Source organism: Acinetobacter lwoffii (assembly GCF_024129115.1).
GTDB lineage: Bacteria > Pseudomonadota > Gammaproteobacteria > Pseudomonadales > Moraxellaceae > Acinetobacter > Acinetobacter lwoffii_T.
This window is the reverse complement of the sequence record NZ_JAMXXO010000032.1, coordinates 1-16,239: the sequence shown is the minus strand read 5'-3', so window position 1 is coordinate 16,239 and position 16,239 is coordinate 1. Positions and strand designations below refer to the sequence as shown.

Genomic DNA, 16,239 nt, shown 5'->3' with positions numbered 1-16,239 from the left:
TTTAATTTTGTCATCGGGACACTACGCTTCGCTACGTCTTGCGAAGCAATGCTTCTCATCTCAGAATATTGACTCTCCGACAAACCCGGTACGGTTCAGCCTTCTGCATGACCACACCATAGCGATTCAGATATGGAACCGTCAGACTTCCACCACCAATACCAAAGATTGCTGATGCAACCCCAATCACACTACCTGCAGCAACTTGTTGACCTGATGAGGGTAACGTTTTCGTTGGGTCAATTGCTTTTTTGGCACCTGTAAACATCGTATATGCGACCCAAATCAGAAATAAGCCAACAATGATTTGTAGATGTAATCCTGATATCAAACCAGCAATACCTGCCCCAAAAAAACAACCAATCGCCATAGGTGGCGCTAGATTTTTAAAAACAGGCCAAATCACAGCACCAGTTTTATGATGCGCCATCAATGAGCTAATCGAGGTTACAACAATGGTTGCCAAAGATGTGCCTAATGCGAGGTGCATAACCACATCGGGGTCATAGCCCATTTGGGTAAAGACAATAAAAAGCAGTGGTACAATAATCGTACCACCGCCGACACCAAACAGCCCTGCTGCAAAACCAGCAAAAGCGCCGATGACTAAAAAGGTTATAAGTTCCACAATAAACTAACTTTAAAAAGATAAAAGAATTAAGGCATTGAGTTAAGCGTGTTCCAACTGACCCACTTGATGATAAGCACGGTTAAAATACACCAGACTTTCTTCTTGATCGCTTTGTTGAACTTTAAGAACACGACACATGAAAACACTGTGTGTACCGACTTGCTGAATATCTTGAATCTCACAGTCAAAACTGACCAAGGCATCTTTCAAAATAGGTGAACCAGTTTCCATAGTACTCCAATCACCGAGTTTGAAACGATCTTCTGAGCTGAATTTACTTGAAGCAAAAGCATTTGAAAGCTGTTCATGCTGAGTACTTAGTACGTTTACAGCCAAGACTTTATTTTCAACAAAATGGGCATGTGAACGGGAGGATTGATTCATACAGACTAATAACATTGGCGGTGTATCCGTCACGCTACATACGGCAGATGCAGTAAATCCATGCATACCTGTTTCACCCGAAGTCGTAATAACATTCACTGCTGTGGTGAGTAAAGACATTGCATTTCTAAAGTCTGTTGCTTCAATCATCTCTTTCATCTCAAATGTACATATCACGTGCTCGTGCATAAAGCTGGACAAATGACCTTGCGATGATTTGTTCTGCTTCGCACGAGACTACGTTTGATTAAGCTTCTAGCTCTTTACGAACAATGGCAGCACCTGCGCTTAAAGCTTCAAGTTTGCCACTTGCCACTTGGCGAGATAGCGGTGTCATACCACAGTTAGTTGAAGGATACAGTTTATCTGCATCAACAAATTGCAATGCTTTGCGTAGCGTATTTGCTACTTCCTCTGCAGTTTCCACTTGAGTGGTTGCCACATCAATTGCACCCACCATCACTTTCTTACCACGGATCAATTCGATTAAATCCATTGGTACACGTGAGTTTTGGCATTCAAGTGAAATAATATCGAGCTTAGATTGTTGTAGTTTCGGGAATGACTCTTCGTATTGACGCCATTCATTACCTAAAGTTTGTTTCCAATCCGTATTTGCCTTGATACCGTAGCCATAGCAAATATGCACAGCGGTTTCACATTTGAGTCCTTCAAGCGCACGCTCTAAGGTCGGAATACCCCAATCATTTACTTCATCAAAGAACACATTAAATGCAGGCTCATCAAACTGAATAATGTCGACACCTACTGCTTCAAGCTCTAACGCTTCTTGATTCAGAATTTTGGCAAATTCCCAAGCCAATTTTTCACGGCTCTTGTAGTGACCATCGTAAAGTGTATCAATCATGGTCATCGGACCAGGAAGCGCCCATTTAATTTGTTGATTGGTTTGGCTGCGCAAGAATTTCGCATCGTCTACAAACACGGCTTTTTTACGAGAAACATCACCCACAACAGAAGGTACACTCGCATCATAACGATTACGAATACGCATCGTTTCACGCTTTTCGAAATCCACACCTTCAAGATGCTCAATAAAGGTGGTCACGAAATGCTGACGGGTTTGCTCGCCATCACTCACGATATCGATACCCGCAGTGACTTGCTCATGTAATGATAATTTCAAAGCATCACGTTTAGCTTCTAATAATTCTTCGCCTTCAAGCTTCCATGCAGACCATAATTTTTCAGGTTCAGCTAACCAAGACGGTTTTGGCAAGCTACCCGCAGTTGAAGTTGGGAGTAAAAGTTTCGGTTGTGTAAGCGCCATGTCTAATCTTCTTTGTCTAAATTCGTAAATCTGTTTATCAATTTAATGGATTAAGCAGCTGTTTCGACTTCGAAATTTGCAGCCCATTCATTTAAAATGTCTTGATAAGGCTTAATGAAGTTTTCTTCCGTCCATTTACCTTGTTTAACTGCAAGCTCACCACGTTCCACACGGTCATAGACCACACGTGTAAGTGAATAATCGCCATAGCTTAGACTTGGTTGATACACCACACCTGCAGGAGAGTTGGTGTTGTAAATTTCAGGACGATAGATCCGTTGGAAACTTTCCATGGTCGCAATAGCACTGATCAATTCAAAATCAGTATAATCACGGACTAAATCGCCAGCGAAATAGAATGCTAATGGTGCATTACCACCTTCTGGTTTAAAGTAGCGTACACGTAAACCCATTTTGGCAAAATATTCATCGGTACGTGAATATTCATCATTTTTGTATTCCACACCCAAAATAGGATGTACGTTGGCTGTACGGAAATACGTTTTAGAGGTTGAAACGCTTAAGCAAATGACAGGTTGTTTTTTAAATTCTGCTTTAAATACATCTGAATTGACTAAATGTTGATAAAGCTTGCCATGTAGATTGCCAAAATCTTCAGGTTTTTCACCTACACCACAACCCAATTGTGGCAATACCACACTGAAGTCGTAATCACGCACATAAGATGAGAAGCTATTGCCGATCATGCCTTCAATATGCTCACCTGTTTGATGGTCAATCACAACACTTTTAAGTGTTTCAATAAATGGGAAAGTTTGACCATTACCTTCAATATCAATTTCCGCAGAAATAATGTCAATCTCAAGTGAATAGCGATCACCTTTCGGGTTATCAACGGTTGCCAAGCTATTAAAACGGTTGTTGATCATCGCAAGGGTACGACGCAAGTTTTCTTCACGGCTTTCCCCACGTGCCAAATTGGCAAAATTTGTGGTTAAACGTGTGCTTTCTGCTGGCGTGTAGTTTTCATCAAAACGGATACGTTTAATTGAACACTCAAATGCTGTACTCATGGAGATTGCCACCTAAAAATTTTATAAAAAGCTAAATTTCTGAATGGCTGTATTTAAACGTGAATAAGAAAGTGAGTAAAACGATATAAATTCAGCTTAAGATGAGAAATACTCATCTTAATAAATTAAAGATTCTGAGGATTTTTAGTTATTCAGTAAGTTAAGCGGCTATCTAAAATTTTTATCTGAAATTGATAATGTTTTTTGCAACTCTACCAAAGATAATAAATCTCCAACTATCAAGTATGTGTAAATAACATAACGATCAGCTTCTTGCCTAGAAGTAATAATATCATGAGAACCTTTCTGAGCAGCTTTGAAAATAGCATCTAACCGCTCGCCCAAATATTTCATCTGTGAACCAACGATTTCCTCAAATCTTTTAGAGTCTGACTGCTCATCAACATATGCAATAATTCGATTTATATAATTATCCACACCTAATTTAATAATTTTAGTTTCACCATTGTCTAAATTAATAGTCTTATCCTCTCTAGCAGGATAAATCACATCAGCAGTATCTTGTAATATTCGCCTACAACTATGAACAGCATTTGACCAATCCTCTGAATTTTCGGACGTTAAATTCTCATAAACAGATGCAAATTTTTGTGCTGATAATGGTACTAAATCTCCAATTTTTCCGTCTACAAACTTTCTTGTTCTAGAAAAAATATCTGACGTAATTTTTGAATATTTTAGCTCATAATATTTATTAGACACGTATTCGCATACAAAAGCTTGTCGTTTAGTTAGAAATTGAGAGTTCGTGCTAATACCATCTCTTAAACTCTTTCTTTCTAAAAAATTACTAGTGCCACCTGATGAAACAAATTGATTCGGATTAGCTGAACTTATTGAAACATTAGGATCATGTGCAATTTTTAGACTATCCTTCATTGCTTCCAATTCAATCTCCATCGCTCCGATTGACCCTAACTTAGCTTTCTCTACGGTTTTTCCTTCTCCAGCTTTTTTACATAAGTCCCATATATCGGGTGTTAAACCATTTGGGCTTGAAGGATAACCACTACTTTCAAAGATAAAAATTCTTTGGTAATCGAATTCATTTAGCAATCTTGCCAATCTACTCGCCTTTAATGCGCAATTAGATAAAGAAGAGGTACTTAACTCAATATTACTAATAATTTCTTCACTTAATTTTAAAGCTTCATTCAATGACTCTTGATTAACTTGCAATGTTCTGCTTCCAAAGCATTATTGTAGTTATTCTCTTATATACTTTAGTTCTTATTAAATTTCAATTAGTGAATTTCTTTCATCTTAACCTTAGAAAATATCAGTATATCAAATCCTTACTATCTAATTAAATCGTTAAAATATAGGGTTTAGATTTAAACCCATATAACTATGTCAAACAAACTTGAACGTCAGAAATTGACTCTCCCAGCAGGTCACGACAAGCTTCTGCTTCACTCCTGCTGTGCACCATGCTCGGGTGAAGTGATGGAAACCCTAATTGAATCAGGCATCGACTTTTCGATCTTTTTTTATAATCCCAATATTCACCCTGTCAAGGAATATGAAATCCGTAAGGAAGAAAATATTCGCTTTGCAGAAAAACATAATATTCCTTTTATTGACTGTGATTACGATACAGACAATTGGTTTGCACGTGCCAAAGGCATGGAAAATGAGCCAGAGAAAGGTATTCGCTGTACCATGTGTTTTGATATGCGCTTTGAACGCACTGCCCTTTATGCAGCTGAAAATGGCTTCAGCCTAATTAGTAGCTCATTGGGTATCTCTCGTTGGAAAGATATGAAGCAGATCAATGATTGTGGGCATCGTTCTGCTTCACATTATGAAGGTATCACCTATTGGGACTACAACTGGCGTAAAAATGGTGGTGCTGTTCGTATGCTTGAAATCAGCAAGAAGGAAGAATTCTACCAACAAGAATATTGTGGCTGTGTATACTCCTTACGTGATACCAACCGTTGGCGTATGAGCCAAGGTCGTGATCGCATCAAATTGGGCGTGAAATTTTATTCGAATGCCATGGATGATGAAAGCTAAGCTTCAGTCGCCAGATACCAATTTTTCCAGGAACTGGTTCCACGTACTTCAATGGGTACAGTTGGAATCAGTTTTTCTTTTAGAACGTCAGTCTGTCCCACGGCTTTGGCAAGTCGGGCTTTCACAGAATGAATGCATTCACGATCTCCAAACTCACAGCGATCCAATGTCGTACCACTACAAGGACCATTCGCCAATCCTTTGGGACAAGTTTCAGGGCAAATATATAAAGTATCTCCTAACCTACATTGACCACAACTTTCACAACCCACGACCCCTTGCTTAGAGATAAATTCAGTTTTTAACAATGCTTTTTCTGCAGGCGTATTTTCCCAGAGTGAGGCTTTAAAAATAAAATGCCCCACACCTTTGGCAATTTTGGACTCAAATAGAGTCTTGTGCATGAAATGCAATTGCTGATATTTAATAAGCTGGCTAGAGGATGGTTGGCGGGAATAATAAGCTAATTGTGGCACGAGTTCCTTTTTAGTCTCCACTTGCCACAGTGCATTCCAGAGTGCTTCGAGTTCCTGTAAACCATAATGTCGATATTGTTCAATATATTTTTCTAAAAGCTTTTGCTCTTCAGGCTTATGGCATGCTGAAAGATGCACACCTGCAAAACCCAAATACTTACACATCAATATTTGTATAGCACAACGTTTATAAGCATTCTCAGTTCGTCCATCCTGCTTTTCCTGAGCCAACACTCGTAACATGTGTGGTGTAATCACAATTCCTGCGATCTTATGTTTCACCATAAAATTGGCACGTGCCAAACTAAGTGGCATAACACAAGCAAGTATATTTTGTGGGTATCGATGACGATTTAAAAAAGCCTTGGCTTGTTTTAAAGCCTCCATATCGTAACCCAACTGGGTAACGATAAAGTCTGCTCCTGCTTTAATCTTTTTGTGAAGTTTTAAATATTGTGCATCACGTTCAGCTTCAGCATATTTAAAGGGATTAAAAGCTACACCAATATGAAATCCACCATAACACTTTGCGGCCATGACCGCATTTACAGACTCTAAATATCGGGTGCGATTCGTTCCATCTTGACCATTTGTATGCCCTTTTAACTTATCACCTGTGAGAAGCAGTAAATTTTTTTGTCCCGAAGCTTGAGTTAATTTTAAGAAGGTCTCAAAATCAGTAATATCCCGACCTTTCCCTGAATAATGGATGATTTTTTCCACTGATGAAGGAAATGTCTTCGCACATTCAAGTGGTGGCAAATCACTATCGGCATGCACTCGATCTGCCAAAGTGATCGCACATGGAAATTCTGCTAAAGACATTGGTACGGCAATGCCCTTAGCAGAACTTAAATATTCCAACAAAATACAAAACTGATTGTGCTTAAAATGGGAAGCAAGCTGTGACATAAAATAAAGTTCAAATAAAAATGATTAAAGCAGGTCGCTATTATATTCGACCTAACAGAATCAGCCCGATTAATCTTAAACAGGCTGATATAGAAAATTTTAGTCAACAATTATGCAATGAATCTATTCACTACATTCAATCAGGCAACTTTCTCATTAGATTCTCGCTCTAATGTGAAATGAAATGCCTATTTTTCAAGAATATTTTGATACGACTTAATGAAGTTCTCTTCTGTCCATTTACCTTGCTTAAGATTCAATCGAACACGTTCAACACCGTCATAAACTTTACGAGTTAAGAGAAATCATTATTGTGAACAGACTATTTCTCTAAGTTGATTCATCACAACATGTAATTTATAGCCATAGAACCGGCCCATTGAGCTTTTACCACGAGATGCAATTTTAGATAATGATTTATGGCGGTGAATAGGTTTGTGCAACAAAGCCTATTCTAATTAAAACTTGGATTTCATAACCATTAATTTACAGTACAACTATCAATAAAATCGCCCCACCATTGCATCATTTCCATACGCTGATTAAAATATTCTGCATGATTATAACTTGCACGGGTTTTATTTTTATCAGTATGAGATAGCTGTGCTTCAATCCAATTTGATTGAAATAAACCGGATTCATTTAATATGGTACTAAATGTCGATCGTAACCCATGAGAAGTTAATTCATTTTTAGTATATCCCATTTTTCTGATAATCAAGTTCAGGGTATTAAAATGAATAGGTTTATTATTGTTTCGGGGGCTAGAAAACACATATTTTTCGCCATGAGACCAAACGAGTGCTGATTTCACAACTTCAAGTGCTTGATCAGATAGTGGAACAAAAAAATCAGGGATATCATGACCTAAAATAACCTTTCTTCTATATTGTTTAATATGTAAGGCTGGTATTTTCCATATTTTTTTATCTAGATCGAAGTGATGTGGTTCACAAAGCAATAATTCTCCACCACGGACGCCTGTATATAATTTAAATAACAGGGCTTTTTTAATAATAGGATCTGTATTAATCTGATTTAATTTAGCTAAGAAATTAGATAGTTCATCTGAATTTAAATGAGGATAGTTTTTCTTAATCTTATTGTTGACTAATATTTTATGAAGTCCATGTGCAATATTATATTCACAATACCCCATGGCTACCGCATAATCATAAATCTGATTTAAATAACTATAGGCTTTCTTTACAGGTTCTTTTACATTTCTAGATTCTATATTTTTAATAATCTTAACTAGATCATATCTTTTAATTTCCATAAATGGCATTAGTCCAATATTTGGATAAACATCCTGATCTAAACATTTTTTTGCGAGCTGAATTACACCGCATCGTGGTTCATCTTCAAAGGAATTTTTAATTTTAAATTCTAACCACTCTTCACAAATATCCTGAAAAGTTTTGATGTATTTTTTATGCAGTGGTTTATTTTCATAATTATTAAATTTATATTCATCCCGGACTGATCTGGCCTCTTTCAAGGACATTACAGGATATTCACCCAACTTCATGCGAGGACGTTTATTTGTCCCTGCAAGTGAATAGCGGTAACTCCAAGATTTACGTCCGTTTGGTTCTACCTTCAAACTTAAGCCGTCATCATCTGCCAGAAAATAGATTTTTTCCTTTGGTTTAGCTTGACGTACCTTAATTTCACTAAGACTCATGAATTTTTAACCTAACCACAAAAATGGCACTGCTCAATTCAATTATAGCAAATTTAAGCGATATTCATATGATGCGTATCATACGCATCACATATTTCTATAAGTAATTGTTAAATAAAATTTATATTTAGATTGGCTAGTCCTTAGTAACCAATTAATTAACCATTAATTTTGCAAGTCTTAAATTGGCATTTGAAGTGTAACCCCATGTTATGACTATTCACATTTCTGCTCTATGATTCATGGTTACTTATTAGTTATATTATTATGTCAGGAGCGATACAAGAATCAGGGTAACCTTATGGAAATAGCGAATACGAAATTACTAGCTGGCGCTTTGATAGCCCTAACTTTAACTATAGTTAGCCCTGTCGTACTTGCAAATGATAACAATGATATACGAAAGACTATTGTAGTTAAGTTTGCTAAAAAAGCTTACTCTGCAAATTATTACGGAAGGATAGATGGATACAAGTATGATTCCTACAAATTTTATGCTAAAAAAGGGCAAAAGTTAAAAGTGAAGTTGACTGGAGGAAATGTTGAAGCTTACTTATGGGGTAATCAATTAAAAGACTCCATCAATCTTGGAGAATATTCTCCAGAGCTTGATGATAAGGGTATTTATATTTTACCTGCTTCAGGTGAGTATGAAATTAGAGTATTACAACCTAGATCACAGGCAAGAAAAGATAAAAAACCTCAATACTGGATGAGTATTAACATTAAATAAAGACTTGCTAGATTTTTTTAAGCTTTTATACCAGGGTTCAAAAACTATTGCCAGTTAAACGGGGCGTGATTTTTACGTATATGTTTTTATATTAATAAAAATGATATAGATACGTAATTCATAGAGATCGTTTCAATTTAGCAATCTCTAAATACATCTTGTAATTGGCATGTTGAATCCGTTCATTTGAGGGGTCGTATTGCTTCTGGACTTCATCTAAGAAAGAAGTTTCTTCACATAATTCAAAGTACCTTTCCATCGGTGTTTTACCTTTCAAAGCTGAATGTGGTCTCATCCAGTTATAGTAATGCTGCCATTCTGCCAGTTTGCTCTGAATTTCCTCTGAATCGATATCTACAGTAGCGTAGAACTCAGATTTATCAGTCTTTTGTGAGCGCTACCTTGCCATTCAGATGAGGTGAACCTGGTTTATTTGGCCTAAATTTGATTCCATGCTGCATCAATTTTTTCTGTACTTTTTCAGCAAAGAATGCTCGTCCACGATCGGTCTGTATTCGCTGTATGAGAAAAGGTATTTCTTCAATTACACAGTTAAAAAGTCGAGTGTATTCGCAGCTGTTCGGCGTTTATATATCCTTAAAACGCGATATCGTGTGCAGTCATCGATAGATGTGTACTGATATAGTCCAGGACCCAGTTTACAGGTATCCATTTGAATTCTATCGCCTGGTAATGGACGTTCATAACAAATGTAATCTACTTTACGACGGAATTTTTTAATCGGTTTGACTTAATGGGTGGATAGTACTTTATGGATAGTCGCCAAGGACAACGAGACTCCGTGCAGCTCATTAATTCGGTTTGCAAACGTCGAGCACCAAGATTTCTAGCTGAGCGCATTTCCAATATTAAAGCTTCTAGCTCAGCATTGATTTAGTATTTGGCGATTTTAAGGGACATTTACTATGACTACTTAATCCATCAATACCTTGTTCAGAATATCGTTTCCACCACTTGCGTAAAGTTGGTCTAGAAATGCCACATCTCCGACAAACCAGGCCAGCATTATTGGTCTCTTCAAATAATTTAACCCATACGAGTCTTTGTTGAATTTCTCTGTTCATAGACACCCATTATATTGAAGTGATGTCTATGAATCACACAGATTATCATAAGGCTTTTGAAACTGTCGCACCTCATGTTTGAATTCACCCATTAACAGAGTGCGAATTAGTCCTTGATCATGTTTGACCACATTTCAAGGAATAGTGTCCAACTTTCGGTATGCAGATTATGGTGTGGGGTTCTCTTAAAGTTTAAACCTTATTATTTTACTTCAGTAATGCTGATTGGCTGGTCTTTTACAAATTCAACAACCCCTTCACCACGTTTAAAGTGAATTGAAACTCCATTATTATTAGCTAAACGAATACCACTACCAGCAACTGTTTGCTTTAAACGATATACCATGCCTGAGTTATCAGTCATTAAAGCAGTTTCAAAGTTATCCGATGATTTCAGAAAAATTAATAAACCATTCGGACCAGAAAATTTAAGGACCTGCGTATCAGCTAAAGTATTGCTTGTAGCCTTATCTTGTAAAGTTTCAGTCTTTGGACTCGAAGTACACCCAGTCATTGCTAAAACTAACAAAGTTAAACTTAAAAAATATTTCATTTAACTACCTTTTTCATCTGTAAATCATAGGTCTATTTATACTAATTGTTATAATTTAACAATAAAACAGATATTACTTTTTTTTACATAAAAAAGCCATAAATCGCATTTTGAACCTTACCGGATTTATCGGAGATTTTTTTATTTAAGTTAGGCCACCTGACTTAACGGGTTAATCTTATCATAGTACATTGCTTCAAACTCAAAAGGCGATACATAACCCAGTGCACTGTGTACATGCTTTTTATTAAACCAATCTACCCAATTTAATGTCGCAAGTTGTACATCTGCTAAACTTTGCCAATCTGCTTTTAAATATTCAATCATCTCTGTTTTGTATAAGCCATTCACTGTTTCAGCCAAAGCATTATCGTATGAGTCCCCCGTTGTACCGATTGATGCTCGTAAATTTGCTGCTTCTAAACGATTGGTATAGCGAATGGAAAGGTATTGAACACCTCTATGGGAATGATGAATCACATTCCTTGGCATACCTCAATCGTGCAATGCTTGCTCCAGTGCATCGAGCACCATATCTGTATTCATCCGTGTAGATACTTTCCATCCAACAATTGCTCGTGAGAACACATCAATAATAAAGGCGGTATAGACCCAGCCTGAATTTGTTTGAATATACGTAAAGTCACTCACCTGAGATACCGTCTTGGTAGTCAATCAATAATTGAACCGCTCTATCTCTGATTTCAGGGGTATATTTTACTTTTTTCATCGGAACACTACGCTTCGCTACGTCGTGCGAAGCAATGCTTCTCATCTCAGGAAAGTTGGTCTCCAACAAACCCGGTACGGTTCACAATGAGGTTCATGCACGTGTAGCAGTCCTTAACAGATTTACAGAATTAGGTCGACCACTTACCCAAGTTACGCCTTAAATTTGGCTCAATTAGGGGCGCTTTGCCTTTCAAATATTTGTGCAATAAAGCCGTTGGAAAGTAACCTTGAAACAAGTTATAAGCTTCTTTTTAATAAATTACTGAGTATTTGTATAAATATTCAACATCTGATTTTTTTTAAACCAGATATTGAATTAAAATAAAAACCAATAAACAAGAACAAACATCATTGGTATTTATATTTTAATTATGTTCATTTACAATAAAAATTACTAAGTCAATACATATTTAGTCTAAAATATCCATCAATCAAAAATGTGTGATAGCTTCGAACGTTAATCTTTGTATACTTGTAATTTTGAGTATTACTTCAATTCTCTAAGCTAATTCTTTACAAGTGTTCCTATCACCATAATTGTTATTCTTGTCTTCGCTATAAAGCGATCCAAACCTGCCCTCCATGGTCATAATCGCATGAACAAATTTTTAAAATACCTATTGGTATTCATCGTTCTGCTTATTATTGCAGCACTAATCTTTTTATTTAGACCTATCGCGTCTAAGAAAATTCAAAACACCAGCAATGAGCCTGTCGTTGACGCAGTCTTAGTTGGTGGTGGCATCATGAGTGCAACCCTAGGCACATATCTTAGTGAACTTGAGCCAAACTGGCAAATTCGTATGTATGAACGCCTAGACAACGTTGCCCAAGAAAGCTCAAACGGCTTCAACAATGCTGGCACAGGCCACTCTGGCTTTATGGAAATGAACTATACCTCTGAAAAAGATGGAAAAATGGACATTTCTAAAGCTGTGAACGTTGCGGAACAATTTGAAGTTGCAAAACAGTTCTGGTCTTATCAAGTCAAAGAAGGCGTTTTGGGTCAACCAAATAGCTTTATCAACTCTGTACCGCACATTGCCTTCGTTTGGGGCGATAACGTGAATTTCCTAGAAAAACGTTACGCTGCAATGGTTAAAAACCCAATGTTTTATGGCATGAAATTCTCTGAGAATCCTGCTGAAATTAAACAATGGGCACCATTGGTGATGAATGGCCGTGATGCTGCACAAAAAGTAGCTGCAACACGCATGGATGTAGGTTCGGATGTGAACTATGGTTCGATCACCACTCAATTGGTCGATCACCTTAAAAAACAATCTAATTTCCAGTTACAAACATCGACTGAAGTGACTGGCATTAGCCAAAACGATGATAAAACGTGGACTGTTGCATTTAAAAACCTCACTACAGGAAAAACAGATCATGTGAAAACGCGCTTTGTCTTTATTGGTGCAGGCGGTGCAGCGGTTAAACTTTTACAAATGACAGGCTTACCAGAAGCGAAGCAATATGCTGGCTTCCCTGTAGGTGGCGTGTTCTTAATGACCGACAACCCAAAAGTCACTGAAGGCCATACTGCAAAAGTTTATGGTCGTGCTGAATTAGGCGCACCGCCAATGTCTGTTCCACATATTGATACACGTTATATCGACGGTAAAAAATATGTGTTGTTTGGTCCATTTGCAACTTATTCAAACAAGTTCTTAAAACAAGGTTCTCAGCTTGATTTATTGAAATCAACCACTAAGAACAACGTTTTACCAATGACCGCTGTGGGTATGGAAAATCTTGATTTGGTGAAATACTTAGTTAGCCAAGTCATGATGACCGATGAAGACCGTTTTAATGAGTTGAAAAAATACTATCCTGATGCAAAACCAGAGGACTGGCGCATGAATCAAGGTGGTCAACGTGTTCAAATCATTAAGAAAGAACCAGGCAAACCTGCAAGCTTGCAATTTGGTACCGAGATTTTTGCATCACAAGATGGTGCTGTGACTGCCCTATTAGGTGCGTCTCCTGGTGCTTCAACTTCCCCTTATATTATGTTGAGCTTGCTTGAAAAAGCATTCCCTCAGCAAGTAGCAGGTAAATGGAATCCGAAATTACATGAAATTGTAAAATCGTACCAACAAGAACTCAGCACTAATCCTGTGCTTCTTGACCAAGTTCGCCAATACACCAGCACAACCCTTGGTTTGAAATATACACCTATGGCTAAAGCTGCAAATGACGAAACTATTGCGGTAGCAAAAGCACAGTAATCTGCTTTAAACCCTAAAAAGGATGGACTTTGTGCCATCCTTTTTTAATTCATATTTGAAACTATTCTGTGTATGTCGCTTTTCCATTCCGATGCTTTTTTGGCTTTTCATTCACGTGATTTTTCACTTCTGAGTGTCAATCAGTTGTGCTTAATTCTAACCATCATGATTCAAGAAGTCGTCATTGCTTATAGTATCTATCAACTCACTCAAAATCCACTCAGCCTTGGCATGATTGCCTTAATTGAGTTACTCCCCTTTATTTGCCTCTCCCTGATCAGTGGCGACTGGGCTGATCGCTATAACCGACAAAAAATTGTGCAGTGGAGTTTTAGCTGTAGCACTTTAATTCCATTATTATTTATTGTTCTTTTTTCTCAGTACCAACAACAGCACATTCAACAAAATACACTTTTATGCGGCATTTATAGCCTCATCTTTTGCTTAGGCATACTTAGAGGCATCTACAGCCCATCATTTAATTCATTACGCCCTTTTCTAACCCCCGAGTCAGCCTATAGCAATGCAGCCACATGGACCGCGCTCATTTGGCAAATAGGCGGCATTTTAGCGCCTTTATGCGCAGGACTTTTACTCGGCCAACTTGGGCTTGAAAAAACCCTCTTTATTGTTTTTTTCTTGTGTTGCGTGGGTAGCATCTGCTTATTCGGATTAAGTCCTCGTCAATTCCTTAGCCCCCATAAACAGCATTTAAGCAAAAGTTTGAAAGAAGCCTATTTGTTTATTTTTAAACATCCACTAATGTTTTGGAGTATGTTGCTGGATCTCAGCGCCATGCTTTTTTGTAGTGTCATTATCTTACTGCCTATTTTTGCACACGATATCCTGCATCTTGGTGTTGAAGGCTTAGGTATACTCAGAGCTGCACCAGCTATTGGCGCCTGTATCATGATGTTGATGTTGACCTGTTATTCTCCGATGCAAAATGCATGGAGAAATATGCTCTATAGTAGTTTTGCAATTGCTTTGTGTACTTTAGCCTTTGCACTATCCTCCCATGTTTGGCTCTCAGTCTTCTTCCTTGTTTTAATCGGTGCCTTTGATAGCATCAGCATGGTCATTCGACAAACTTTATTACAGCAACTCCCCCCAAAAGCACTATTAGGGCGTGTAGCGGCTTTAAATGGCATATTAGTCACTTCAGGCAATCAGCTCGGTGCCCTACACATGAGCCTGATGACGCGCTATTTTTCTGTGGTGCCAGCAGTACTTATTGGAGGGACGCTGTGTTTAATAATCTGTGGTCTAAGCTTTACTCGTACGCGACATTTATTCAAGCCATCTCCAACACTAAAAAAACATGCCACAGTGGCAAAAAGTGAATAGCATGTTAAGCTTCAAATCTTCTTTTAATATGATGTGAGTTTTCAATAGAGCAAATTATGAAACAGATTTTCCCCTTTTCACATATTCTCTATACCAAACTCTATTCTTTCGTACTATCAGTGTTGTTGGCTTATTGCCTATTCAATGCAATTTATACGTTCATTATTGGTGGAACTGGTTTTTATTTATTTGCAACTTTTATTTTAGCTTTTCAATGTAATTTCGCGTTACGCACTTCTCTCCATGACCGTATTTACACCAGTTTAGGGATAGTTTTGCTTATTATTGGGTTATTGTATACACATGGAATTCACTTTCTAAACCATTTAAAAACAATTGTATTGGTTCCTGCTTTAATTTTAACTGCCTTTGGAATAGATAATTTATATAGAAAGCCAAATAGACTTAGTTGTCTTAAAGTTGGACTGATCCTCGGCCTATTGCTATTAGCTTATATTCAATATTATGATTTAGTAGAACTGCAAAATTATTATGACTCTTTACATAATGATGAGACTTGGCAGCAATTTGGCGCATTATAACAGCTAGCACAAAAAAATTTGGTGGGTGAAAAATTTACAATCCTAATTCTGATTTATCATGTTATTACATAGGAAAACTGCCTTTAAAAGACGGGTCTTGCTAGTCTAGAATTGCAGACGAAAGGGAATAAAATGCCTGTATATCCGATTCTAGAAATTGATCATTTTCAGCATCATAAACAAAAGATTTTTCTTCTAATAAGTATTGGCCATCTTGCTCACTAAGAAAATTTTAAAGTTATTTGCTTGATCAGGGAAAATTTGTTCTCCGTCAAAAAAAGATCATAACAATCTCGAACGGCTTTGTTGCGCAAAGCTGTTCTTAAGGACTTTTTCAGCAATATAATTTTCAAATGAAGAAGCATACACATAAAATTTACCGCACAACCAATTGGTTCGCATATAACCGAGCACGCATTCATCGCGGAAATATTGCCATTTGGTTTGATCCAGCTACGCAATGGTATGCCCCATCAAAAGGCAAACAAGGGCGAAATCAAACCTACTCCGACGCAGCCATCCAATGCTGCTTAATGATTAAATCCTTATTCCGTCTGTCTT

13 protein-coding genes and 5 pseudogenes are annotated in these 16,239 nt (G+C 37.4%); 6 read left to right on the top strand and 12 right to left on the bottom strand.

Translation table 11 applies throughout. From position 1 onward, the window contains the following. Positions 1-97 precede the first annotated feature (97 nt). The 5 genes and pseudogenes from NI470_RS14960 to NI470_RS14940 all read right to left on the bottom strand — a co-directional run. Positions 98-628, bottom strand: a pseudogene (locus tag NI470_RS14960) (sulfite exporter TauE/SafE family protein); the annotation flags it as partial. A gap of 42 nt (positions 629-670) precedes the next feature. Beyond that, positions 671-1,165 carry a flavin reductase family protein gene (locus NI470_RS14955; RefSeq protein ID WP_004647846.1) on the bottom strand — a complete coding sequence of 165 codons (495 nt, stop codon included), beginning with the start codon at positions 1,163-1,165 and terminating at the stop codon, positions 671-673. 97 nt (positions 1,166-1,262) lie between these two features. Continuing rightward, on the bottom strand, positions 1,263-2,306 hold the full coding sequence (locus tag NI470_RS14950; protein ID WP_180039080.1) for a methionine synthase: 1,044 nt from the start codon (positions 2,304-2,306) through the stop codon (positions 1,263-1,265). A gap of 50 nt (positions 2,307-2,356) precedes the next feature. Continuing rightward, complete coding sequence (locus tag NI470_RS14945) at positions 2,357-3,340, bottom strand: putative oxygenase MesX (protein ID WP_253147270.1); 984 nt, start codon at positions 3,338-3,340, stop codon at positions 2,357-2,359. 168 nt (positions 3,341-3,508) lie between these two features. Beyond that, complete coding sequence (locus tag NI470_RS14940; RefSeq protein WP_253148853.1) at positions 3,509-4,540, bottom strand: AbiTii domain-containing protein; 1,032 nt, start codon at positions 4,538-4,540, stop codon at positions 3,509-3,511. Between the two features lie 171 nt (positions 4,541-4,711). Here NI470_RS14940 and NI470_RS14935 point away from each other — a divergent pair, with 171 nt between their 5' ends. Further along, positions 4,712-5,380, top strand: a complete 669-nt coding sequence (locus tag NI470_RS14935) for an epoxyqueuosine reductase QueH (protein WP_004647714.1) — start codon at positions 4,712-4,714, stop codon at positions 5,378-5,380. Here the strand turns inward: NI470_RS14935 and NI470_RS14930 are convergent. The 4 genes and pseudogenes from NI470_RS14930 to NI470_RS14915 form a co-directional block, all read right to left on the bottom strand. Further along, positions 5,377-6,768 (bottom strand): methylenetetrahydrofolate reductase C-terminal domain-containing protein, encoded by a 1,392-nt coding sequence (locus NI470_RS14930; protein ID WP_253148851.1) that lies wholly within the window; start codon positions 6,766-6,768, stop codon positions 5,377-5,379. The genes NI470_RS14935 and NI470_RS14930 overlap by 4 nt on opposite strands. A 188-nt stretch (positions 6,769-6,956) precedes the next feature. Continuing rightward, positions 6,957-7,073 (bottom strand): annotated as a pseudogene (locus NI470_RS14925) (putative oxygenase MesX); the annotation flags it as partial. Positions 7,074-7,082: 9 nt separating this feature from the next. Beyond that, positions 7,083-7,199: pseudogene (locus tag NI470_RS14920) on the bottom strand (transposase); the annotation flags it as partial. A gap of 50 nt (positions 7,200-7,249) precedes the next feature. Further along, complete coding sequence (locus NI470_RS14915) at positions 7,250-8,455, bottom strand: tyrosine-type recombinase/integrase (RefSeq protein WP_253148849.1); 1,206 nt, start codon at positions 8,453-8,455, stop codon at positions 7,250-7,252. Positions 8,456-8,756: 301 nt separating this feature from the next. On the opposite strand from NI470_RS14915, the gene NI470_RS14910 reads away from it, so the two are divergent. Continuing rightward, positions 8,757-9,188, top strand: a complete 432-nt coding sequence (locus NI470_RS14910) for a PPC domain-containing protein (protein ID WP_180039075.1) — start codon at positions 8,757-8,759, stop codon at positions 9,186-9,188. 118 nt (positions 9,189-9,306) lie between these two features. On the opposite strand, the pseudogene NI470_RS14905 reads toward NI470_RS14910, so the two are convergent. From NI470_RS14905 to NI470_RS14895, 3 genes and pseudogenes are all read right to left on the bottom strand, one after another. After that, a pseudogene (locus tag NI470_RS14905) lies at positions 9,307-10,273 on the bottom strand (IS481 family transposase). Positions 10,274-10,475: 202 nt separating this feature from the next. After that, entirely contained in the window at positions 10,476-10,826 is a 351-nt protein-coding gene (locus NI470_RS14900) for a hypothetical protein (protein ID WP_253148847.1), read from the bottom strand. 150 nt (positions 10,827-10,976) lie between these two features. Further along, a pseudogene (locus NI470_RS14895) lies at positions 10,977-11,477 on the bottom strand (IS3 family transposase); the annotation flags it as partial. Positions 11,478-12,154: 677 nt separating this feature from the next. Here NI470_RS14895 and mqo point away from each other — a divergent pair. The 4 genes from mqo to NI470_RS14875 all read left to right on the top strand — a co-directional run. After that, on the top strand, positions 12,155-13,789 hold the full coding sequence (mqo, locus tag NI470_RS14890) for a malate dehydrogenase (quinone) (RefSeq protein ID WP_253148845.1): 1,635 nt from the start codon (positions 12,155-12,157) through the stop codon (positions 13,787-13,789). Between the two features lie 72 nt (positions 13,790-13,861). Continuing rightward, positions 13,862-15,136, top strand: a complete 1,275-nt coding sequence (locus NI470_RS14885; RefSeq protein WP_253148843.1) for an MFS transporter — start codon at positions 13,862-13,864, stop codon at positions 15,134-15,136. Positions 15,137-15,192: 56 nt separating this feature from the next. Next, entirely contained in the window at positions 15,193-15,678 is a 486-nt protein-coding gene (locus NI470_RS14880) for a hypothetical protein (protein ID WP_004733174.1), read from the top strand. Between the two features lie 353 nt (positions 15,679-16,031). Beyond that, a partial coding sequence (locus NI470_RS14875; protein WP_253102577.1) for a transposase occupies positions 16,032-16,239 on the top strand: 208 nt, incomplete at its 3' end.